The following is a 22793-nucleotide window of genomic DNA, read 5'->3' on the forward strand; positions in this document are numbered from 1 at the left end:
TGTCCAAGATGAGGCCCTTGATTATCTGGAGCGCATGGCAACTTGGCTACTCTATGGGGCCATGGGACTGCTGGGGCCGAACCGAATAGTGAGCGTTAGTTCTACAGGCGCTGATTAACGTCTACCAGTCTTGGGGGGCGTGGTCTGTTGAATCTCCTGGAGGAAGCGGTTGCGCCGTCTTGAAGGCTGCAACCGTCTCGTTGTTCGATGACTCGGGCATGGGAGCGCGCCATACTTGCATGTGGCGAGGAGAGTGCGCTTAGTCTTTCCCGAGGTGAGGTTATGACCGCTGTTGGGCGAAGACGACCAACTGCCATTGAATCTTACCGGCCCCTGGTGCGTGTTGGTGATGGTTTTGTGGCGGCAGTGTGTGCCCCTTGGCAATTGCGATTTCATCTCCGCAGGCGGTGCATCGGTAAATTCCCGGATTGGTTGCCGTTGCGCCGGGCGCGTGTGTTTCATCAAAGGCGGGATGATTGTTCTGCTGCAAGATTTGCGAATATTTATATTGGGCCATAGTTGTCTGTTCTCGCTGTTTTTAGTTCTCTTCGCAGCGTATAAAGTGCTCGCTGTTCTTGATGTACATTTCTATTCGTTGGTTTTCCCAATGATATTTTTCTGTTTTCTTGTATGAAATGGATGGTTTCCAGATACCGAAAAAGATGTACTCCTCCCCTGGGTTGAAATGTGTGGCGAGATCGGGAGTGGTGACAACGATCTGGGGTTGAGGTTTCTTGATGACGTTCTGGGCGTTTGGGCTGACAAATGGGGGGACGAGCTTGAGTGTATGATATTTCCGTTGGGTCGAAGGCTGCTCGATTCTGTCAATGTGGCCGTTAATAGCTAGGGGAATGGTGTATTGGTCTTTGGGGTAGTACTTGAGAAAAGTATGGAGATTCTCATGGTCAAAGAAAAATCTTGACCACGGGACTTTCATTCCTTTGTGATCTAGGGTGATGAGTTCCTTTAGTTCTTCATTGTTTGCGCAAAGATTGCGAAGCTCAAGTATCTGTTTGAGTGTTTTTAAATAGGTGCTGAGCTTCCCATGGCTGGAGTAGCTCTTCTCTGGGGTGTCTGGGCGCGGTGGTCTAGCTTTTCGTTCGAAAGCCGCCTTTGTAGACTCCCAATATGCATTTTGCAGAATGTGGAGACGCAATTCGTAGCGTGCGTTTTCGATCGCGCCAAATAAGTCGGAATCAGATTCTCTTGCAACAACCGAAAGCGCACCTTTCAAGTTGTATTTACAGTTCTGGTGATGCTCTGAGCTCTTCTTCAGGCGATAGCAAGGGAGAACCTCTATCGTCTGGTCAGCGCATTTTCGAAGGTGTCGTTTGACAAAGCTTATTTCTGCATTGCACACATGGGAGTCGCAGTAGGGTTGGGGGCTTGTGCTGAGCGCTTCATACTGTAGCGCAGTGATGCCGCCCAACCCTTGGATGAGTGCTCGAGGTATCTTGCTCCCCACAGGATCTCCTTGCTATGACTGTATCTCTACTGAATACACTCCTGTGTTTTGCGGAGGAATGCAAGCCTCCGCTACCCTGCTAGGGATTAGACATTCGTTGTGTTTGTTTCCGAAGAGAGCTAACTGTGAGGGTAACTTTTGCATCACTGCTACGAATCGTAGCAGCAATACTCGATTCGACTACCGTAGAGGTCATCCCATATGCTGGTGTGGCTGTGCGGTCGTACTGCTTGTGAAGTTGGCGCTTGTTGTGGCGTGTCTTTTTGTAGAGACGTTGGTTGGCAGCGCACTGGACAGAGAAGAGAAATACTTGGCGATGATCTCCCTTTGGTGCGTAGATTACTTCTACGGTATAGTCTGAACGCTGAGTTAATCCCTTGGGTAGGGATAGTTAAATGTCAAAGCTTGTCGAGTTCCGAGCCGCAGAGAAGGCGCTGGCTGAACAGCTGGCACACTTGGAGTCACTGAAAAACGATGCCGCGCTCAAGGCAGAAATCGAGTTCGAAACGAAAATCAAGGAACTGATGGCGGCCTATGGAAAATCGCTACGAGATATAGTTTCGATTCTCGATCCGGAGACGGTACGTGAAGCCGGTGTGCGTGGCGCTCGCATATCTCAATCGACGCGACGTGCGCGTGCTGTCAAGGTGTATAGGAATCCGCATACTAGTGAGATGGTAGAAACCAAAGGTGGTAACCACAAGGTATTGAAAGCCTGGAAAGCGGAGTATGGCAACGATGTCGTTGAGTCCTGGTTACAAAGCTGATCCGCTGGCTCGCTACGCTTTTGCAGCGTGAGGGGCTGCGACAGGAAGTTGAGGAGGCAGTATAGAAACGACCACTCCTGTCGCAGTATTGACTCCGGAGCTGTACTTCATCTTCCGCTGCATCCTAATGACTTGCTTGTTACTCTTTTGTATTGGCATGGCAATCTGGTTTTCGCTGATCCCCTTGAGTCGCGCCACCAAACACAGTCAAACCGCGAAGCCAGCCTCAATGGTTTCAAGCATATGTATGGTGGTGGTCAGAGTAGGCTGATCGTTATGCCAGTATGCCAGCTAAGAAGAGGTGAGCAGCTCCGCTGAAAAAAGATGTGAACACTTGCTCCTATGTCGGGGGCAGTCCATTGCTGGCACCCTGTTAGGAGTCGTCAAATCGCCTGAGGTGGCAACTGCTGCAGACAGTTGCTTCGAGCTTAGCCCTCGCCGTGCATTTAGCCCCACCAAAGTCACCGCCAACCATCACTCCCGCAGCTGTCATCCGTGCTTTTCGGGAGCATCGCTCTGTGGCTCGAGTGAAGCTGTTCGGGGTGCAGTAGTATCTGTGCGTGCCCGTTGGCCATGGTGTTTCCTACCACCTGCCATGCGCTGATCGGGGGGAGGAGCCTTGGCTGGCACATCGCTACCAGCGAGCAGAAGGTTTCGAAGCGGCCGGCGAGAGTCCAGAAGATACCTATATGGGCAGCGTTACGCATGATGTCATCGATTGTTTATTACGATACACTTGAACAGTATTTTGTATTTCGTTCATGATTTGGGGCTCCTAATGCTGTCTGCCAGCAATGACCCATAGCGAGAAATGACAGCTTCCAGTCTTTTCGATCAGATGGATTTGTTAGATAGGGTGGCAAACTGATGGTGCATTATTCAAATAAAAACTTCGTGCCTGGCCAGAATATAGGTTTCATGTTGGTCAAGGCGCGGAACATTGTCTCGTGTGAGGCGGATGCTGCCCTGAAGGAACTGGGGGTTACTGGGCAGCAAATGGGCGTGCTGTTAACTCTACGCCGAGGTGAGGCGATTACCTCGGTGGCGCTATCCAAACTCTTCTGTATCGACACTGGTTCGGTCTCACGCATGCTTGACCGGCTTGAGAGCAAAGGACTCGTTCGTCGCATCCGGAGTACCGAGGACCGTCGAGTGATCGTCCTGCGCCTGACTCCGGAGGGGGAGCGAATAGCTGACAGGGGACTGAGTTCATAGTCCCTTTGCTGAATTCTCGGCTATCGAGGTTCAGTGAGGAAGAGTTCTCCGAATTTTTCCGCTTTCTTCAGATGTTTCTATCTGACTGATCATTAGAGAAATAGGCTGTGTGCTTACGATGCAGATGTGAATGCGAATTCGTGGGCTTCTTTCAAGCGAGGTGGTTTGCCAGGATGAAGCTGAATCGGCCAATTTTCTTTGCTTAGCCCCTATGTAGACTGCACGTGGTACATCCGTCTTGGGGGCTAGGTTCACCATGCGCCGGCAGTACTCATTTTTGAAATTTCTGATATGTAATACCCACTACTGCAAGTTGTGTCAGAAATTCGACCAACGCGTCGAGCCGGCGGCTTGGTAGGCGCCATTCCGGATAATCGTCAAGGATAGTCATTACACTACGAACGACCAACGTCAGTTTTCCCTCATCCCTAACATACTTGCTCGATATTTGCTTGATGATTCCCCGCATATGCTCAATCTGAGCCAGTCGAATTACCATTATCGCGTTCTTTTGCTCGTTGGTGAGCTGGCGGAGTTCTAGGCGAGATAATACCTGCCTGCCGTGATTAGCAAGACTGAAGTGCACATGTGAATGGATATATTGCCGTAGGCGCTGCAAGCCGCTGGCATTACTCGGATCTTCTGCCCGGAGTGTGTCCAGCAGATCTGACTCATGCTCTTCGATTAGCTCGAACAGCAATGCCTGCTTGCTGTCCATGTGGTTGTATAGCGATCCGGCCTGCATGCCGAGAGCATTGGCGAGCTGGCGCAGGCTGACGCTCTGGAAGCCTTGCTCGACGAACAGCTGGAGTGCCACCCGACGAAGTCTTTCGTGAGCGCAAGGCTGTTTGACCAATTGCGGCTTTGTGTATTCCTCGTGCCGATATAGCATCGATTCGGCGGCTGGGCAGTCGGACTCGGCAGTCGATATGGTTTGTTTCACGATTAATCTCGATGCAGCGTCAAGGCAAGCCCCTGGCCTCCGCCGATGCACAGCGTGACAAGGCCCTTCCTGGCATCGCGGCGGATCATTTCGTACAGGAGGGGAACCAGTACCTGGCAGCCGGAAGGGTCGATCGGGTGGTCAAGAGCGATGGCACCACCATTGACTTTGTCGATGTCCCAACCCTGCTCCCCGCCAACTGACAGAGCCTGCGCGGCGAAGGTTTCGTTGGCTTCTATCAGGTCGAGATCGGCCAGTGCCCAGCCGGCCTTTTCCAGGTATTTGCGGCTGGCTGGGACCGGCCAACACCCATGATTCCCATCGCGGCAGCGGATCGTCTGGGCCGCCATGGCGACTGTCTCAGACCCGACCCGCACAGCTTGCTCATGGGCGGGCACGACATAAGGCAGCCCGGCAGTGATTGCCGCCCGGCGTGCCGGATTCTGTCCGCAGCCCTCGATAAGCACCTGGCAGAGAATCACTTCATCTACGTAGGTTGTAGCCAAGCCTGTTTTGTCTAGCAGGGTGCGGATTACGGCGCTGCCTAATTCGACGGCACTGAAGTCGGCCAGGCTGTCCTGGAAGACACCGATGGCGGTACGGTCGGCGGCGACGACGTCTTGCATGCTACCTCTCCGAATAAAACTGTCTTCGGCCCGAGCTCTCGTCGTGGTCACAACTGGGTGACCTGGATGTGTGCACTCATGCCAGTTGTCTGAGTGGCGTCGTGGAACTGTGCTTCACCACGCAACCGGGCTAGCAATCGTGTCTTGCGCTCTTCGGCGTGGGCTAGATAGCGCTCCTTGACCTGGCCATAGCCGCGTACGGCATCCGGCAATCGAGCTAGCTCCACCGCAGCGGCAAAGTTGTCGGTAGTGAAGCGGGCCAGCACTTCGTCGAGGATCGCCTCGTAGCTTTCCAGCCATGCGCGCTCGACCTTGCGCTCATGGGTGCGAGCGAAGGGGTCGAGCCAGGTGTTACGCAGGCGCCGGAAACGGGCGAGCAGGCGGAAGCCCTTGAGCATCCATGGACCGAAGCTGCGCTTGGCCGGTTCTACACCCGGTGCAGTCTTGTTGAGCAGTGGTGGGGCCAGATGGAAGTTCAGGTGGTAATTGCCCTCGAAGGTTGCCTCGATCTTACGAATGAACTCGTCGTTGGCGAAAAGACGGGCTACTTCATACTCGTCCTTGATCGCCAGTGCCTTGAAGTAATAGCGCGCCACTGCCTCGGTGAGGGCGCCGGGCTGGCCATTGAGGGTGCTTTCCGCGACGCTGAAGCGTTCGACGCGCTTACGATAGCGCTCGGCGTAGGCAGCGTCCTGATAGTCGGTCAGGAACTTGGTGCGCCGGGCAACGATCTCGTCCAGGTTCTGCGACAACTGCCGGTCGCGGCTCTCGACCCTGCCCGCTGCGAGCAACTGGCGTACTCGTTGCGAGTCAACTGCGTAGCGGCGGCCCCAGACGAAGGCAGTGCGATTGAACTCAACCGCCGTGCCGTTAAGTTCGATGGCCTCCAGCAGGGCCGTCTCGCCTATCGGCAACCAACCTTTCTGGTAGGCATAGCCGAGCATGAGGGTATTAGTGGCGATGGAGTCGCCCATCAGAGCGGTAGCGATCGCGCTGGCATCGACAAATTCCGCCCGCTCCGCGCCGACTGCTTCGTTGATTTGTGCGGCCATTTCGTGACTGCGGAAGCGAGGGTCGGGGTTTTCCAGCAGGTCACCGGTTTCCGCCTGGCGGGCGAAGGTGCGGACGAAGGCGCTGGTGATGCTTTCTTCGCTGTTGATCAGGGCTTGACTGACGCCCTGGCGCAGCTTGGCCAGGGTCTCTGTGTTGGCACTCACCACCAGGTCGCAGCCCAGCAACAGGCTGGCCTCGCCCTCTGCGATGCGGGGGCGAACAGTTGTTCCTGGCGAGCGGCGATGCGGATGTGTGACCAAACCGCGCCACCTTTCTGCGCCATCCCGGCCATGTCCAGGTTCAGCACGCCCTTGCCCTCAAGGAAAGCTGCCATACCCAGGAGGGCGCCGATGGTGACCACTCCGGTGCCACCGACGCCGGTGACTAGGATGCTGTAGGGCTGCCCGAGGTCGGGCAGCAACGGCTCGGGAAGCTCCCAGACATCCCCGGCGCTCTGCACCAGCGCTTTGGGCTTGCGCAGCCGGCCGCCTTCGACGGTGACAAAGCTTGGGCAGAATCCAGAGAGGCAGGTGAAGTCCTTGTTGCAGGACGACTGGTCAATCTCTCGCTTGCTACCGAACTCGGTCTCCACTGCGACTACCGACATGCAGTTGGACTTATTACTGCAATCGCCGCAGCCTTCGCAAACCGCCTCGTTGATCACTACCCGTCGCGCTGGATCGGGAAATTTGCCGCGCTTGCGACGGCGGCGTTTCTCGGCAGCACAGGTTTGGTCATAGATGATCGCGGATACACCGGGAAATTCACGCAGCTGCTTCTGCACTTCTTCCATCAGGTCGCGATGCCGGACCGGTACCCCGGCTGCCAGGTCGTGTACCTCCTGGTATCTGTCCGGATCGTCGCTGACTACCACGATACGCTGAACGCCTTCGGCGGCGAGTTGTCGGGAGATCTGCGCCACGCTCAGGCTGCCGTCCACCGGTTGCCCTCCGGTCATCGCCACAGCATCGTTGTAGAGGATCTTGTAGGTGATCGGCACCTTGGCCGCCACGGCCGCGCGGATGGCTAGCAGGCCAGAGTGGAAATAGGTGCCATCGCCGAGATTGGCGAACACGTGGCGGGTTTCTGTGAATGGCGCCTGGCCGACCCAGGCCACGCCTTCGCCGCCCATCTGGCTGAAGGTCTCGGTGCGCGGATAGATCCAGGCCGCCATGTAGTGGCAGCCGATGCCTGCCAGAGCTCGGCTGCCCTCCGGTACTTTGGTTGAGGAGTTGTGAGGACATCCGGAGCAGTAGTGCGGTACCCGCTCCATCAGGTTGCTGAATTGCTGCTTGCAACCGAACTGGGCGTCTAGCACCGCCAGGTGCATCTGTAACGGACCGTGCGGGTGCATGCGCAAGATGCGCTTGGCCAGGGCTCGGGCGATCTGCGCCGGCGTCAAGTCGTTGATTGCCGGCAGCAGCCAATCGGTGTGCGGCAGGCTCCACTCGCCCTTGTCGTCGAACTTGCCGACGATGCGCGGGCGCACATCCTCGCGCCAGTTGTACAGCTCCTCCTTGAGCTGGTACTCGATCATGTGGCGCTTTTCCTCGACCACCACGATCTCTTCCAGCCCTTCGGCGAACTGGCGCACTCCCTCGGCCTCTAGCGGCCAGACCATGCCGACCTTGTAGACTCGCAGGCCTATCCGCTCGGCCTGCTCCTGGTCGATTCCGAGAATCTCCAGCGCCTGGCACACATCCAGATAGGACTTGCCGGAGGTGATGATGCCGATGCGTGCCCGACTCGAGTCCAGAGTCACTCGGTTGAGGCCGTTGGCCCGGGCATAGGCGGCGGCTGCGTAGAGTTTGTGCTCCAGCAATCGCTGTTCCTGGGCCAGCGGTGGGTCCGGCCAGCGGATGTTGAGTCCGCCTTCGGGCAGAGCGAAATCGGGAGTGACCGGCTGCACGCGATTGATGTCAAGGTCGACGATGGCCGCGCTTTCTACGGTATCGGCTACCGCCTTGAGCGCTACCCAGCACCCGGAGTAACGCGACATGGCGAATCCGTGCAGACCATAGTCAAGGTACTCCTGCACGCCGGATGGTGCCAGCACCGGCATCATCACGGCCTTGAATATGTGTTCGGTCTGGTGCGGAAGCGAGGAGGAGCGAGCACCGTGGTCATCGCCGGCAATGGCCAGCACGCCGCCGAAGCGTGAGGTACCGGCGGCATTGGCGTGACGGAATACATCGCCGCAGCGGTCCACGCCGGGGCCCTTGCCGTACCAGATACCAAACACGCCGTCGTGCTTGGCGCCGGGGAACAGGTTGACCTGCTGGGTACCCCACAACGAGGTGGCCGCGAGGTCTTCATTGACCCCCGGCTGGAACAACACCTGGTGCTGCTTGAGGTGGTCGCGGGCTTTCCACAGCGCCTGGTCGAAGCCGCCGAGGGGGGAGCCGCGATAGCCGGAGATAAAGCCTGCGGTGTCGAGGCCGCTGTCGAGGTCGCGCTGGCGTTGCATCAATGGTAGCCGGACCAGTGCCTGGATCCCTGTCATCAGGGCCTTTCCGGTCTGCTGGACGTACTTGTCTTCCAAGGAGAGTGGTGTGCTCACGGCTAACCTCCAATTGTTCTTGTCGTTGCGACCGCGCCAGGACGTCTCGCATTTTGTTGAACGAATTATTGGTTAGTGTTCATTTTTTGTTGAGTGATAAAAATTACTTATAGGTATCTGAAAATCTAATGCCTTGGTTTTCGCCTGTGCTTTTCGGCAATAGATTTCTGTGTTTCGGCGATACCCCGATTCGTTGTTTCCGGCCCCGCCCTTCCCGTCTACTAGTACTGCGGTCGTGCCGAGAGACCGTCAGCACCGGCTGAAAATAACAACGAGCAAGACGGAGACTGCTGATGTCGAGTGCCAACCTGATCTGGGGCCATTTGCTGCTGGGTATGCTGGCGGCTCTGGCGTGTGGGGGCATGGTCCAGGCGCAGGAGTTCGAAACTGCCAACCCGGACCTGAAGCTGCGCAGGGACAATACTCTGCGCTACAACCTTGGGGTCCGGACTGAAGGGCGTGATAGTGCCCTGGCCAATAACGCCACCTACGATGAGTCCGATTCGAAGTTTGATCGTGGGGGCGTGGTGACCAACCGCGTTGACCTGATGAGCGAATTCGAACTGACCTGCCGGGAGTACCATGGCTTCCGCGTCAGCGGTGCAGCCTGGTATGACCAGGCCTATGCCGATACGGATGTCGAGACGGCCTCCGGTAACGTCTACTACGCCGGCGCGGGGGCTGGCTCGAGTACCTCCAGTTACAGCGGCAGGCACTGCTCCGGATTCACAAAGCGCTATCACCGAGGCTTGAGCGGCGAGCTGCTTGATGCTTTTGCCTTCACCCGCTTCAACCTCGGCGACGTACCGATCAGCGTACGTGCAGGTCGTCATACGGTGTATTGGGGCAATGGGGTGCTGATCGCCGGCCATGCAGTGTCCTATTCGCAGGCCCCGTTGGATGGACGCAAGGCGGTTAGCAGCCCGGGGACCGAGACACGCGAGATATTTCTGCCCCTGGGCAGTTATCCGCCCAGGCCCAGTTCACCGAGAACCTGTCCGTCGCCGCCCAGTATTTCCTCGAGTGGGAGTCGACCCGCGCGCCGGAGAGTGGCACCTATCTCGCTTCTGCCGGCGTCGCTCTTGAGGGCCCTGACCGGATGCCGTTGTTCACCGGCGTCGCCCGACCGATCAACGATCCGGTGACGCCGCGAAACCGCAGCAACTGGGGGGGATGGGCACCTATAGCCTGGATTTCCTGCACTCGGACCTCAGTCTGTTCTACCGCCGGTTCGACGACTACAACCCGTGGGGGCTGCAGGTCGGCAGTGACTTCGCACGCTACGTCTACGCCAGGGACGTTCGACTTTACGGCCTGGGGTGGTCGGTGGGACCGGTATAAGGTGGCGGGTCGGTTGGTGTCGACCTTTCCTATCGGCAAAACGCCCCGCTGGTATCGAGCAACTTCAGTATGGCCGACAACGCGGGAGGCCGTGGTGACACCTGAACATCCCCAATGCACTGGACATGCCCTTGCCCCAGGCCGAAGACATTGTCGCCTTGGCTCTGCAGGAGCTGCCTAACGGTCCGACCCTGGTCCATCCCCAATACGTCGACATTACTGGCTCCGGGCAGGCGCCGGGCCGGGTGCGACGCGAGCACGTGATCGCCAAGAGTGCCGAGGCCGCGGTTTTCATCGGCAACGACTGACACACTTACCACGAGAGTGAACGAGGCCTGCTCATGAAAGGTTTCAACAACGCGGAATTAAAGCGGGGCTGGCACGTGATAATTCTGGTAGTCGTCGGAGTGGCGACAAGCTCTAGTTCGCTGCTGCTGTACAGCTTTGGCGCCATGGTTATACCGCTGGAACGGGCCATGGGGTGGGCGCGCACTGACCTGCAGGCGGCGATCACTGCCCTGTCACTGGGCACCATCGTCGGCGTGCAACTGGCCGGCTGGCTCAACCTGCGCTATGACCTGCGCGCCGTCACGCTGGTTTCGCTGGTCGCGCTAGCCCTGAGTGTCTGCACGCTAGCGCGCATCGGTGGTTTTATCTGGACGCTCTACTTGGGGTTCTTCCTAGTGCCGCTAGCCGGGCTGGGTACCTTGCAGATCACTTGGTCGCATCTGGTCAATCTATGGTTCGAAGAAAATCGCGGGCTTGCCCTGGCAATCATCCTCAGCGGCTCCGGTCTTGCCGCAATCGGTTTGGCTTCTGCTTCGTCTGCTTTCTGGTCGGCCCGTTATTGCTGCTGACGCTGGGGGTGTATCCGCGCTTCAGGCAGGAGTCGGCGGTAGTGCATGGATAATTTTCTGGACAAATTATTAAAATGTGCTCAATTAATTGGCTTCTGAAATCGTGTAGAAAAAATAAGAAGGAGGCTGTATGCGCGCTGCTGTGATTTCCGAACGCAATGTTCCGCCGCTGGTGGGCGATTTCTGTGAACCCGAGCTGCAGGACGGTGCGGTCCTGATCGACGTCGACACTGCCGGTCTCGGCGGCTGGGATGTGCTCGGTGCCTATCGCCTAGGGGTGGAGTACCCCTGCGTGATCCGTGGAGAGGGTGTGGGGCACACCACCGATGGCCGCCGCGTGTATTTTGGTGAGCGCTCGGTAGCGCCGTTTGGTGCCTGGGCCGAGCGTACCCTGGTACCTGCTCCCGAGGTGTGGGAGGTACCGGATGACGTCGACGACAAGACCGCCATCAGTATGGGCATCGCCGCTACCGGGGCCATAGTGCCGTTGGAGAAAGCCGAGATCCAGAAGGGCGAGAAGGTGCTCATCCTTGGTGCCACTGGTACCCTCGGCCAAATAGCTCTACAACTGGCTCGTGGTATGGGGGCGGGTAAGGTGGTGGGTGCCGCACGCGCGGAGCAAGCCCTGTTGGGCCTGAAAACGCGTGGTATCGCTGATGAGGTGGTGACTTTGGGGGAGCGGACGACGTGGCCGCCCTAAAGGACGCCGCCGACGGTGGGTTCGACGTGGTCCTCGATCTGGTCTGTGGCCAACCGATGCTCACCGCCCTGAAGGCCACCAACTGGGGAGCGCGGATCATGACTATCGGTACCGGGGCGGGGCGGCAAGTCAACCTGGACATTGCCGACCTGCTGTTCCGCTCGTTGTCTTGTATCGGCACCGGTCAGCGTCCACCGGCTGAGCGCGAGCAGATCTGGCGGCGTCTTCTGAAGATTGCCAAGGAACAGAATATTTGGATCGACTATATGGACTACACCCTGGACCAGGCCACCGAGGCCTGGGCTGCACAAGTGGCCGGCCCGCACGCGAAGATCACTGCAAGCATCAAACGCTGAGTCGCTTGGGAGCCCGCGGCCTGCATCCCGGCGGTTAAGAAGTCTAATGCTTGCCGGGGTGCGGAGCGGAATGTACTGCTGGTCCGCTAAGAGGGACTGTAATTGCTGCGCTGATGACGGAATTCCTCTGGTGTCATTCCAACCTCCTTGCGAAAGGCTGCGGTGAAAGCAGCAGCATTCTGGAAACCGGCACCATGGGCGACCTGCTTGATCAGCAGATGCCTGTCGGCTAGCAGCACCATGGCTTTGCGGATACGGATTTCCGCCGCGTAACAGCGTAGAGTCTTGCCGGTGGTGTGCTTGAAATACGCCGATAGCTTTCTCACTGGCAGTGAGCAGGCATCTGCTAGGCGATGCAAGGAAGCGTCCTCGGCAGATCCATACTCTAGCATTTCACGTAGTAGTTTCAGCTGACGGGGCGTTAGTTTGCCGCATGCCTCATCGTCGCGATGGCTGCCTAGGAACTCCCGGCGCAGATCCAAGGCGATGCTGGTTAGCAAGCATTCGGTATGCAGCTCACTGGCGAAGCCCGGTGCGACAACTTCTTCGGCCAGGCGTTGCAGTGTGCTTTGCAGGTAGTGACTCTGTAGGTCGAGCATGTTCTCGTCGGTGCGGCCTGCCCAATCCCAACGGTAGGCTGCCAGGTCACCGAGGTCTGCCGGATCGAATAGGCAGATCACGGCTTTTTGCTGGCAGGCGTCATGTTTGAGATGGAACTCGGTACCATGGGGAATGAATAGAAGTTGGCCGAGTGGTTTGAATTCGTGCTGAATGTGGCCGCGGAAGCTACCGAGGTTGTGCGCTTTTTCGTTGCACCCGAAGCCCGAAGGGGTGAGTAGCATGCGTATCAGACAGCCCTTGCGGGTCTCGATCAGTGCAGTTCCGGCGCTAGGCCAGAAGGCATGTTCCTGGCGCACGTCAAAGCCTTTCTTGCAAAGCGATGCTTCTGTCACGAAAGCCCCCGATTGCTCGGATTCGTACTCGCAGTAATTGATCGCGTTCATCTTCAACCTTCAGCAATTCTTGTTATTGGCGCTGAAATGCGAACGGTCGCAGGAGCACCGAGCGCAGGCTCGCTCGGTGGTGCTTTCGTCTAAGCCCGAGTCTACCCAGGGAGATCACGAAGGCGATTCATAAAAATAAGAGGCAGGTATCGGAAAAGCAGATGGCGAGAGGTAAGGACATTTCCATGCGGCAACTCCGTTACTTTGTAGCGGCAGCTGACGCCGGCCAGTTCTCCCAGGCCGCACTCAAGGTGCATGTGTCGCAATCGGCAATCACTGCGGCCGTCCTGCAGCTTGAGGAAACGTTGGGGGCTAGTCTGTTCGAGCGCTTACCTTATGGAGTGGCACTGACTGCCGAGGGGCACAAGTTTGCCCTGCATGCCCGACATATTCTGGATACCCTGCAGGATGCCCTTAGTGAGCCGCTGTTACTCGGTCATTCGATGCAGGGAGTCGTGAGGGTCGGTGCGTCTTACACGGTGCTCGGCTACTTCCTACCGGCACTTCTGGCGCGTTTCAAACGCAGTTACCCTCAGGTGGAAATCGACCTCATTGACATGGACCGTTCGAGCATCGAGGCTGCAGTGGCCGACGGTTGCCTTGACCTGGGTTTGGTGATCACCTCCAATAGTCAGGACCTGTCTCGCTTCGAGCATCATGTACTGATCCGTTCTCGGCGCCAGCTCTGGCTTGCTAGTCAGCATCCTCTAATGACGGCGAGCTCGGTCACTCTCGAGGATGTCGCCGGGCACGCCTATATTCTGGCAACAGTGGACGAGGGTGACGTCTCCACTAACCGTTACTGGGAGGCGCAGGGGCTAGCGCCACAGGTGGCGTTCCGTACCTCTTCGATGGAAGCTCTGCGTGGTCTGGTGGCGCACGGTTTTGGCGTCGCCATCCTGTCCGACATGCTTTATCGCGCCTGGTCCCTGGAGGGCAAGAAAATCGAGGCACGTCCATTGGCCGATGCCATTCCGCCCATGGAACTCGGATTGGTTTGGCGTCCCGACGCCGACCTACCGGAGCCCGCCCAGGCATTCCGGCAGTTCCTGATCATGGCATGTGCTTCCTAAACGCGCTGATAGGCATCGGCCGAGAGGGAATGCACAGCCCACCCCGGCTCGATGAGATCAGGGGCGGTTTCTAGTGCTTGTCCAGTTCGATTTCGATGGCCTGAAGTAGACGCGAATCGTCCGTCGCCACATCCGGGGCGAAGCGGCCAACCACCTGTCCGTCACGGCTGACCAGGAACTTCTCGAAGTTCCACAGTACCGCGGGAATCGGTCCCGCTTCTATGCCATAGCCTTTGAGGCGTTCGCGCATCGGACCTTCGCCTACGGTGTGTGGTTGCGCCTCCGTCAGCAGTCGGTACAGGGGATGGCGGTATTCGCCGGTCACCGCGATCTTGGAGAACAGGGGGAACCGGACGGCGTAGTTCAGTTCGCAGAATGCCTTGATTTCCTCGTCGCTGCCGGGCTCTTGTTCCCTGAAGTCATTGGCTGGGAAGCCCAGGATCTCGAGCCCGGCCGGCCCCTTGTCCTCGTAGAGCTTTTCCAGACCGGCATACTGGGGGGTGAGCCCGCACTTCGAAGCAACGTTCACCACCAGAAGTACCTTGCCCTTGAAGCGCTCGAGCGTCAGGGCATCGCCTTCGATGCTCTTGAGTGGGATGTCGTAGATCGTCTGGGTCATGTTGTTCTGCTCCTTTCGTTTGGGACGGGGAGTCGACTCTTTCAGGCTTGTTCGTTGCGCTTCCGGGCTGTTTCGACGAAATCGCGTTTGAGGGTAGGGAAATAGGCTATCTGCCCACCCATGCCACCGCTGATGTCAATGGACGCGGCGCTGATGAACGAAGCGTACTCGCTGGCCAGGAACAGAGCCATGCCGGCGACGTCCTCGGGCTTGCCGAAGCGACCGAGTGGAACCACCTTGAGCACCATCTCGTTGAACTCCTCGCGGCTTACGCCGGGCGGCATCTCTTTGTAATGGCGCTCCCACTGCCCGGTGTCGATCCAGCCCATGTTCAGACTGTTGACGAGGATGTTGTCTTGCGCCAGGGACATGCCTAATGAGCGCGAGAGGGCGATGCAGGAGGCTCGGTTGATCACCGAGGGGATGCCGTCCGGGGTGGGCACGCTCCCGCGAGAGCGTTGATTTCTATGATCCGTCCCCAGCGTTGAGCACGCATGTATGGAACCACTGCCTGGACGAAACGATAGTGACCCAGCTGCAGGATATTGGCGTGTTCGAGAATGGCCTCTGGTGTCAGGGTGTCCAGGTTGCCGCCCTTGCCCTGACCTGCATTGTTGACCAGGACGTCCACGCCACCCCAGGTCTCGGCGACCTCGGTGACAAATGCTTTGACCCCTGTTGTATTGGTGACATCGACGGCACGAGCAATGACTGCCTGCGCGGTGCTTTCCAGTTCCTGGCCAGCGGTCGTCACAGCTTCCAGGGTACGGGCGCAAATAGCCACTTTCGCGCCTTCGTTGGCAAATGCCTGGGCGATTGCCTTGCCAATGCCTCGTGACGCGCCGGTTATGATGACTCGTTTACCTCTGAGATCGATGTGCATGGAGCCTCCTGCTGTGGCCGATGGCCGGGGGTATCCGATGGATGCCGGCCTGTTGCGCCGCATTAAATCCCAGAGAGCGGGTTTTTTAAAGAAAATATTGAACAAAAAATATGTTTGTGTTTATTTTTGATTCGCCTCTCGCATTCTGCCTGACCCGGTGTCTGTGAAGGTCCCGTATGGGGCCAAACTGCGCGCATTCCGGGAGCGTGGGGCGCCTCTAAGCAGGGACCTCAGTCTGTGCACGTGATTCTGAATATAGAATTGAAATCTGCATATGGAATTATTTGCGCTGATCGGCTAGGGTGCTGATAGGTTTGATGGAACGTTTCTGCGATTGGTGTGCATAAATTGCCAAGGGGCCCCAGGCGAGGCCGATGGGAGTATTAGTACGATTCTGCTCCTAAGTGTTTGAAAATAAAAATAAAAGGATCTGAGATGAACGCGATGGCAATGAAGAGGTCTGGGCGCAAGTCCCTCGTTCTCAGTGGTCTGGCCCTGGCTGTCATGGGGCAGGTCGGTGGTGTGATGGCGATGGACATCGATGTCGGCAATCCCGACCTACGGCTGCGATGGGACAACACTGTGCGGTACAACCTCGGGGTTCGGACCGAGGGTCAGGACCACAAGATCATGAACAACCCGAACTACGACGAGTCCGACGGCAAATTCGACAAGGGCGATGTCGTCACCAATCGCCTGGATTTGCTCAGTGAACTTGACCTCTCCTTCCGCGATCAGTACGGCGCACGCCTGAGCGCCGCGGCCTGGTACGACGATGCCTACCACGATACTGATGTGAAGAGTAACGTCCCGGGCTATTCGACCAGTTACAACCGGGATCGCTACAGTTCCGAAACCAAGCGCTATGCGCTCGGACCCTCCGGTGAAATCCTCGATGCCTTTGTGTGGAGCAACTTCCAGCTGGGGCAGACGCCCATCAACGTAAAGGTCGGCCGGCACACCAATTACTGGGGGAGGGGCTGCTGTTCGGTGCCCATGCTGTGTCCTACTCCCAGGCACCAACCGATGGTATGAAGGCAGTAGTTAGCCCCGGTATCGAGACCAAGGAAGTCTTCCTGCCGATCGGGCAGATTTCCGCGAAAGCCCAGGTCACCGACAACCTTTCCATTGCCGGTCAGTACTTCTACGAGTGGGACAATACCCGCTTCCCTTATGGTGGAACTTACTTCGGCGCAGCAGATCCCTTCTTCGAAGGCCCTGATAGGTTGCCTGCGGCTCCAGGCTTCAACCTCAATCATGCGTCTTCTAAGCGTGGGCGCGATGGTGAGAACTGGGGAGTGATGGCCAAGCTAAATGTCGAGGCTATCGAAACTACCTTTGGTGCTTATTATCGCCAATTCGACGACTACCAACCCTGGCTATCGCCACAGGTTGATGCTGCCCATCGCCAATACCGACTGGTTTATCCGCGTGACGTCAAGCTGGTGGGCGTCAGCGCTTCCCGGGCCATTGGCAGCGCCGCAGTAGGTGCAGAACTGTCCTATCGCAAGGATGGGGCGCTCAATGCTACTGGCGTCAGCTTGCTGGACGATGAGGGGCCACGTGGTGACACCATCCACTTCGTGGCCAACGCCGTGTACGGCGTACCGCGCAACTTCATCGCCGATAACGCAACGCTGGTCACTGAGTTCGCCTACAGCCATCTGGACAAGGTGACGGAGCACAAGGAGCTTTACAAAGGCGAAGGCTACAACTGCGTGGATGTCCAAACCGGCGGCAAGGGTGACAAATCCGATGGCTGCTCTACCCGTGACTACTACGCCGTGGCGGTGAACTACACCCCGCAATATGTCGAGATCCTGCCGTCATGGACTCTTGATGTGCCGCTGACCATTAACTATGGCCTGCACGGTAATGCTGCCAGCGCCGGTGGTGGTAGCGAGGGCGCGCTTTCCTGGTCGGTCGGTGCGAAGATGACCTACCGTCAGGAACACGAATTCAGCCTGCGCTACGCCGACGTATCCGCGCAGGAGAAGAATTCCCTGAATGCCAATGGAGAGCGGATGGTCAATGGCAACGGTAACGTTGGCGGTACCGACCGTGGTTGGTTGGTCTTCACCTACAAAACCTCCTTTTAATAATTCCAAGAACGGAGACTGGTCATGAAACTTCGACTCGCCTTAGCCCTTGCCTTGGGTGGACTCTCTTTGCCGGTACTGGCTGCCGTGAGCCAGCAGGAGGCCGCCGAACTCGGCAAGGACCTGACGCCCTGGGGGCGATCAAAGCTGGTAATGCCGATGGTACCATCCCTGCCTATGAGGGTGGCCTGAAGAAGGCCCCGCCAGGGTTCCAGCCGGACAGCGGATTCTGGGTCGATCCCTTCAAGGATGAGAAGCCCCTGTTCCGCATCACCGCTGCGAATGCCGACAAATACGCAGACAAGCTCAGCGAGGGGCAAAAGGCCCTCCTCAAGCGCAATCCCGAGACCTGGTACATGGACGTCTACCCGAGTCATCGGACAACCGCCTATCCCGACGCCGTGGTCAACGCGACGCTACGCAATGCCACTGGTTGCCAGGTGCAAAAGGATGGCCTAGCGGTCGACCCCGCCTGTCGTGGCGGCCTGCCGTTCCCTATCCCGAAAAACGGCAACGAGGTGATGTGGAACCAGCAGCTGCGCTACAAGATCGGTCCGGGCTATTCCACTACCAGTTCTTCCAACAGTTGGGTGATCGATACCAATGGCCAGGTGACCAAGACTGCCGAGCAGGCGACCTTCGAGGAAACGCCGTTCTACCAGACCAGCCAGACCGATCGTGATCCGATGATGTACGCCAGGGTGTTCTCGCTGAACAACTTCCCGGCGCGGCGGGCGGGGGAGGTGATCGTCCTCAACGATTACCTCGACCCGGAAGCCAAGCCACGTCGTTCCTTCAGCTACACCCCAGGGCAGCGCCGGGTCAAGCTGGCTCCTGAGTTCAACTTCGACACCCCCGTTGCCAGCCAGGGCGGGGTAACTCTGTTCGACGAACTGCAGATGTTTTCCGGCAGCCAGGACCGCTTCGACTACAAGCTGGTAGGCCGCAAGGAAATGTACATTCCCTATAACGCGTACAAGTTCTACTTCGATTGCAAGCAGGACGAGCAATTCCTCAAGAACCACGCCAATCCTGCCTGCGAGCGTTGGGAACTGCACCGTGTCTGGGTGGTCGAGGCAACTCTCAAGCCTGGCATGCGCCACGTCTACAGCAAACGGACCTACTACCTCGATGAAGACACCTTCGGCATCGGCCTGTACGACGCCTGGGACAAGAGCGGTGCGCTGTACCGGGCGATCTTCCTCAGCGGCGTGCAGATTTACGACAAGAACATCCCTTACAACGTGAAGAACGTCGTGTACGACTTCAACAAGGGGATGTGGGCACTGTTGAACGATGCGCTGAAAGGTGGTTATCGCTTCACTGACGAGCCCTATTCGGAGCGTCAGATGAACCCGGAGGCGATCGTCTCCCGCGTCACCCAGCGTTGACTGTGAGCCCGCGCGACATTGCTTGCGTGGGCAGATGACAAGAAATGGGCGCGTCGGTGTGCTTGCTTTGGCCGGACGCGCCCGGTGGTTGAGGAAAATAACAATGACAAGCCCTTGCCGTGACCTGATCCATTCGATGCACTGCCTGCTGACTGGCAGATGGCAAGTTCGCCGGCAGGTGTTGTTGGCTGTGGCTTCGACTCCTCTGTTGCTGTTCGCCCCGTTGTTCGCTGGCGCGGCGACGATTGTCGGGAATGACGTCCTGAGCAAGCCTGCTCCGAAGGTAAGTCCTCATATACGCCCTCCAATTGTTGCTGTGACCCACTCTGGCGAGGCACTGCTCGGTGTCGGTCCACATGGTGTGATCCTACGCTCGGAAGACAATGGCCAGAATTGGAGCCAGGTTCCCAGTCCGGTTTCCAGCGATCTGGTGCAAGTACGCTTCACCGATACGAAGAATGGCTGGATCGTCGGCCACGACGCTTTGCTATTGCACAGTGGCGATGGCGGCCGGAGTTGGCAGATACGCCTGGATGGAAGGCAGGTACTGGTGCTCCTGCGCGAGCACTACTCGCGAGCAGAGAAAGCTGGAGATCAGCAGGCTGGCGACCTGTTGCGTGAAATCGACCTGGCAATGAAAACCTCGGCAACGTCGGATGTCTTGCCCACGCCGTTGCTCGATGTTGCCTTCGATGACAAGGGTAATGGCTTTGTAGTGGGCGCTTTCGGCCTGATGCTGCACAGCACGGATGCCGGCGCCACTTGGGAGCCCTGGATTGAGCGCTCGGATAACGAGCGGCGTATGCACCTCTATGGACTCGCCCAGGACCATGGTCAGTTCTACGCCTGTGGCGAGCAGGGACTGCTGCTGCGCCTGAACCCCGAGTCGCAGCATTTCGTCAAGGTTGAGACGCCCTATGGCGGTACCTTCTTTGGTATCGCCGCTCGTGACGGTCTTCTGCTTGCCTATGGCCTGCGCGGCAACTTGTATGCGAGCCAGGATGATGGCCGGGACTGGCGCAAGGTCGAAACCGGGTTGGACAGTAGTGTGGTGGGGTTGGTTGATGAGGCTGGTTCGCTGGTGCTGGTCAGCCAGAGCGGGCAACTGGCGGTACTGGCCCGAGTTCATTGCTGGTACGGGCCCTTGAGCCGGTACGCTCCAGCGAAGTTTATGCGGCGAGCCGAACTGGCCGAGATGGCCGCTTGCTTGTGGCTACCTACGCCGGCGCACGGGTCGTGCAGATCGCCACAGCGGAATGAGCCTGCGGCTCCCCTCCAGAGAGAACGTAGAAATGGTCGAGCAGAAATACAACAGTGGAATGCCGGTGATCCCTGACCTTCGGGACTTCGACATGACCTCCGGCGGGTTTCTCGAGCGAGTGATCTTCAACAATCGCATCTTGGTGTTGCTGGCATGCCTTGTTGCCACCCTGGTACTGGGCTTCCATGCGACTCGATTGCAGGTTAACGCCAGCTTCGAAAAGATGATTCCTAGCGCCAGCCCGTATATCAAGAATTATCTTGCCTACAAGAGCGAGTTGCCTGGGCTCGGTAACAGCGTGCGGATCGTGGTGGAGAACAAGAAGGGAGACATCTATGACCATGACTACTTGACCGCGCTGCAGAAGGTGAATGACACCCTGTACCTGATTCCCGGGGTCGATCGTTCTTGGATGAAGTCTCTGTGGATGCCGATCGTGCGCTGGAAGGAGGTTACCGAGGAAGGCATCGACGGTGGTGCGGTGATGCCCGCCGATTACAACGGTAGCCAGGCGTCCATTAACAAGCTTCGGCGCAATATCGCGCGCGCAGGCATTCTGGGAAGTTTGGTGGCCAACGACAGTCGCTCCAGCATGATCGTCGCCCCCCTCTTGGAGACCAATCCCCAGACTGGCCAGCCGCTGAACTACCGCGAGTTCTCCCGCCAGTTGGAGACCCAACTACGGTCGATGGAGAACGACTCGGTTGGTATCCATATCGTTGGTTTCAGCAAGCTGGTCGGTGATCTGATCGATGGTCTCTACGCGGTAATGCTGTTCTTCGGCGCGTCGGTGATCATCGCCGCAGTCTTCGTCTACTTCTATACCCGCTGCCTGCGCAGCACTTTGCTGTTGGTTGGCATCGCCGTGGCTGGCGTAATCTGGCTGCTCGGCCTGATGGAGCTACTCGGCTACGAACTGGATCCCTACTCGATCCTGGTGCCGTTTCTGATCTTCGCCATCGGGATTTCCCATGGCACGCAGAAGATGAACGGCATTCTCCAGGACATCGGGCGTGGTACACACAAGTACATTGCTGCCCGCTACACCTTCCGCCGTTTGTTCCTGACCGGGTTGACAGCGTTGCTGTGTAATATCGTCGGCTTCGCCGTCCTGGTGATCATCGATATCCCGGTGATCCGCGACTTGGCCTTGACCACCAGTATCGGTGTGGCTGTGCTGATCTTCACCAAACTGCTGCTGATCCCCGTAGCGCTGTCCTATCTCGGGGTCAGTCAGAAGGCCGCGCGGATCGCCATCGAGAAGGATCGCGCCGGGGAAGCCAACCGCGGTTTCCTCGGCCATATCTGGCACGGTCTTGACCGCTTCACCGAACGTCCCTGGTCGATAGGGGTGATCGCCCTGTCCGTTATCGTTACCGCTGCATGCAGTGTGGTAATGCTTCATCTCAAGGTCGGTGACCTTGACCCTGGGGCGCCGGAGTTGCGCGCTGACTCGCGCTACAATCAGGACAACGCGTTCATCACCGCCAACTATGGCCTGTCCAGCGACCAGTTCGTGGTGATCATGAAGACCAACGAGGACAACTGCCGCCTCTATCAGCCGTTGCAGACTATGGACCGGCTGGCCTGGCAATTGCGTCAGACCGAGGGCGTGCAGACCACCAGTTCGCTGGCCGAGACTGTGCGTTTCTTCACTGCGGGCATGGCCGAAGGCAGCGGCAAGTGGCTGACCATCAGTCGTGACCAGGCGATCACTAATTCCTCGGTAGACTCGGCGATGATCTCCTCGCCGGGGATCACCAACCAGAAGTGCTCGATCACACCGCTGATTGCCTATCTGGCCGATCACAAGGCCGACACGCTCAACCGCGTGCTGCGGGTTGCTGAGGAGTTCGCCAGGCAGAACAACATCAGTACCGGAGAGCAACCGGTCGAGTTCCTCCTTGCCGCCGGTAACGCCGGTATCGAGGCTGCTACAAACATCGAGGTGGAGCGGGGTATCGTCACCATGTACCTGGCGGTGTATGGCGCCACAGCATTACTTTGCCTGCTCACTTTCCGTAGCTGGCGTGCCACGCTGGTAGCGCTGATTCCGTTGCTGATGACAACCATCATCTGCAAGGCCCTGATGGTGTGGCTGGGTATTGGCTTGAAGGTGGCGACCTTGCCGGTCATCGCCGTCGGCGTCGGCGTCGGCGTCGACTATGCCCTGTACCTGCTCAGCGTGCAGTTGGCGGTGCAGGAGCGTGGTGGCAGCCTGACTGTGGCTTATCGGCGCTCCCTAGACTTCACTGGCAGAGTGGTAGCCCTGATCGGTTTGACTATGGCGGCGGGCGTCGTTACCTGGGCCTGGTCACCCATCAAGTTCCAGGCCGACATGGGCATCCTGCTGACCTTCATGTTCCTCTGGAACATGCTCGGCGCTCTTGTGCTCATACCGGCCCTGTCCCATTTCCTGCTCAACCCGAAAGCTCGTCCCGCAGAACCCTTGATGGCTGGCAACACTGTGCCCGGCCCTCTCGGGAAAGGCACGGACGTAAACGTCCACGTTGCTACCGCCCATTGATCAACCCGGCCTACAGGGGCGGATGCTCGGTGGTATGTCTCCGCGCCTGGCCG

General features: G+C 58.0%; 15 protein-coding genes and 5 pseudogenes. 12 read left to right on the plus strand and 8 right to left on the minus strand.

Annotated features, from left to right (window positions below; translation table 11 throughout):
* Positions 1-538: 538 nt before the first annotated feature.
* The gene (locus tag PKO50_RS07790; RefSeq protein WP_064987638.1) at positions 539-1465 is read right to left on the minus strand and encodes a hypothetical protein; all 927 of its coding nucleotides are present in this window, start codon (positions 1463-1465) and stop codon (positions 539-541) included.
* Positions 1466-1860: 395 nt separating this feature from the next.
* On the opposite strand from PKO50_RS07790, the gene PKO50_RS07795 reads away from it, so the two are divergent.
* Positions 1861-2232, plus strand: coding sequence for a histone-like nucleoid-structuring protein, MvaT/MvaU family (locus tag PKO50_RS07795; protein WP_082816379.1), 372 nt, complete (start codon positions 1861-1863; stop codon positions 2230-2232).
* 918 nt (positions 2233-3150) lie between these two features.
* On the plus strand, positions 3151-3447 hold the full coding sequence (locus PKO50_RS07800; RefSeq protein ID WP_275630441.1) for a MarR family transcriptional regulator: 297 nt from the start codon (positions 3151-3153) through the stop codon (positions 3445-3447).
* A 271-nt stretch (positions 3448-3718) separates the two neighbouring features.
* On the opposite strand, the gene PKO50_RS07805 is transcribed toward PKO50_RS07800, so the two are convergent.
* The 3 genes and pseudogenes from PKO50_RS07805 to PKO50_RS07815 form a co-directional block, all read right to left on the minus strand.
* Complete coding sequence (locus PKO50_RS07805) at positions 3719-4390, minus strand: TetR/AcrR family transcriptional regulator (RefSeq protein WP_082816378.1); 672 nt, start codon at positions 4388-4390, stop codon at positions 3719-3721.
* A 2-nt stretch (positions 4391-4392) separates the two neighbouring features.
* Positions 4393-5016 carry a hypothetical protein gene (locus PKO50_RS07810; protein WP_058490479.1) on the minus strand — a complete coding sequence of 208 codons (624 nt, stop codon included), beginning with the start codon at positions 5014-5016 and terminating at the stop codon, positions 4393-4395.
* Between the two features lie 47 nt (positions 5017-5063).
* A pseudogene (locus PKO50_RS07815) lies at positions 5064-8629 on the minus strand (indolepyruvate ferredoxin oxidoreductase family protein).
* Between the two features lie 362 nt (positions 8630-8991).
* Here PKO50_RS07815 and PKO50_RS34070 point away from each other — a divergent pair.
* The 5 genes and pseudogenes from PKO50_RS34070 to PKO50_RS07835 all read left to right on the plus strand — a co-directional run.
* Positions 8992-9510: pseudogene (locus tag PKO50_RS34070) on the plus strand (DUF1302 family protein); the annotation flags it as partial.
* 113 nt (positions 9511-9623) lie between these two features.
* Positions 9624-10151, plus strand: coding sequence for a hypothetical protein (locus PKO50_RS34075; protein WP_346770515.1), 528 nt, complete (start codon positions 9624-9626; stop codon positions 10149-10151).
* Positions 10102-10278, plus strand: coding sequence for a hypothetical protein (locus tag PKO50_RS07825; RefSeq protein ID WP_158546392.1), 177 nt, complete (start codon positions 10102-10104; stop codon positions 10276-10278). Before PKO50_RS34075 ends, PKO50_RS07825 begins: the two co-directional genes overlap by 50 nt.
* Positions 10279-10311: 33 nt before the next feature.
* On the plus strand, positions 10312-10827 hold the full coding sequence (locus PKO50_RS07830; RefSeq protein WP_237143056.1) for an MFS transporter: 516 nt from the start codon (positions 10312-10314) through the stop codon (positions 10825-10827).
* A 130-nt stretch (positions 10828-10957) separates the two neighbouring features.
* Positions 10958-11883 (plus strand): annotated as a pseudogene (locus PKO50_RS07835) (zinc-binding dehydrogenase).
* A gap of 86 nt (positions 11884-11969) precedes the next feature.
* On the opposite strand, the gene PKO50_RS07840 reads toward PKO50_RS07835, so the two are convergent.
* A complete protein-coding gene (locus tag PKO50_RS07840; protein WP_116424776.1) occupies positions 11970-12887 on the minus strand; it encodes a helix-turn-helix transcriptional regulator in 918 nt (305 codons plus the stop codon).
* Between the two features lie 161 nt (positions 12888-13048).
* Here PKO50_RS07840 and PKO50_RS07845 point away from each other — a divergent pair, with 161 nt between their 5' ends.
* On the plus strand, positions 13049-13960 hold the full coding sequence (locus PKO50_RS07845) for a LysR family transcriptional regulator (protein WP_058490471.1): 912 nt from the start codon (positions 13049-13051) through the stop codon (positions 13958-13960).
* A gap of 70 nt (positions 13961-14030) precedes the next feature.
* Here PKO50_RS07845 and PKO50_RS07850 read toward each other — a convergent pair whose 3' ends face one another.
* From PKO50_RS07850 to PKO50_RS07860, 3 genes are read right to left on the minus strand one after another with little or no spacing between them, the layout of a single operon-like run.
* Positions 14031-14579 (minus strand): glutathione peroxidase, encoded by a 549-nt coding sequence (locus tag PKO50_RS07850; RefSeq protein ID WP_058490469.1) that lies wholly within the window; start codon positions 14577-14579, stop codon positions 14031-14033.
* Positions 14580-14620: 41 nt separating this feature from the next.
* Entirely contained in the window at positions 14621-14995 is a 375-nt protein-coding gene (locus tag PKO50_RS07855; protein WP_275629293.1) for an SDR family oxidoreductase, read from the minus strand.
* On the minus strand, positions 14992-15462 hold the full coding sequence (locus PKO50_RS07860) for an SDR family NAD(P)-dependent oxidoreductase (RefSeq protein ID WP_275629294.1): 471 nt from the start codon (positions 15460-15462) through the stop codon (positions 14992-14994). The genes PKO50_RS07855 and PKO50_RS07860 overlap by 4 nt, the downstream gene beginning before the upstream one ends.
* A 450-nt stretch (positions 15463-15912) precedes the next feature.
* On the opposite strand from PKO50_RS07860, the pseudogene PKO50_RS07865 reads away from it, so the two are divergent.
* From PKO50_RS07865 to PKO50_RS07880, 4 genes and pseudogenes are all read left to right on the plus strand, one after another.
* Positions 15913-17561, plus strand: a pseudogene (locus PKO50_RS07865) (DUF1302 family protein).
* A gap of 24 nt (positions 17562-17585) precedes the next feature.
* Positions 17586-18952, plus strand: a pseudogene (locus PKO50_RS07870) (DUF1329 domain-containing protein).
* Positions 18953-19055: 103 nt separating this feature from the next.
* On the plus strand, positions 19056-20288 hold the full coding sequence (locus tag PKO50_RS07875) for a YCF48-related protein (RefSeq protein ID WP_275629295.1): 1233 nt from the start codon (positions 19056-19058) through the stop codon (positions 20286-20288).
* The gene (locus PKO50_RS07880) at positions 20245-22740 is read left to right on the plus strand and encodes an MMPL family transporter (protein ID WP_058490463.1); all 2496 of its coding nucleotides are present in this window, start codon (positions 20245-20247) and stop codon (positions 22738-22740) included. Before PKO50_RS07875 ends, PKO50_RS07880 begins: the two co-directional genes overlap by 44 nt.
* Positions 22741-22793 lie beyond the last annotated feature (53 nt).

It is taken from the genome of Pseudomonas sp. 273, assembly GCF_029201425.1.
GTDB classification, from domain to species: Bacteria; Pseudomonadota; Gammaproteobacteria; order Pseudomonadales; family Pseudomonadaceae; genus Pseudomonas; species Pseudomonas delhiensis.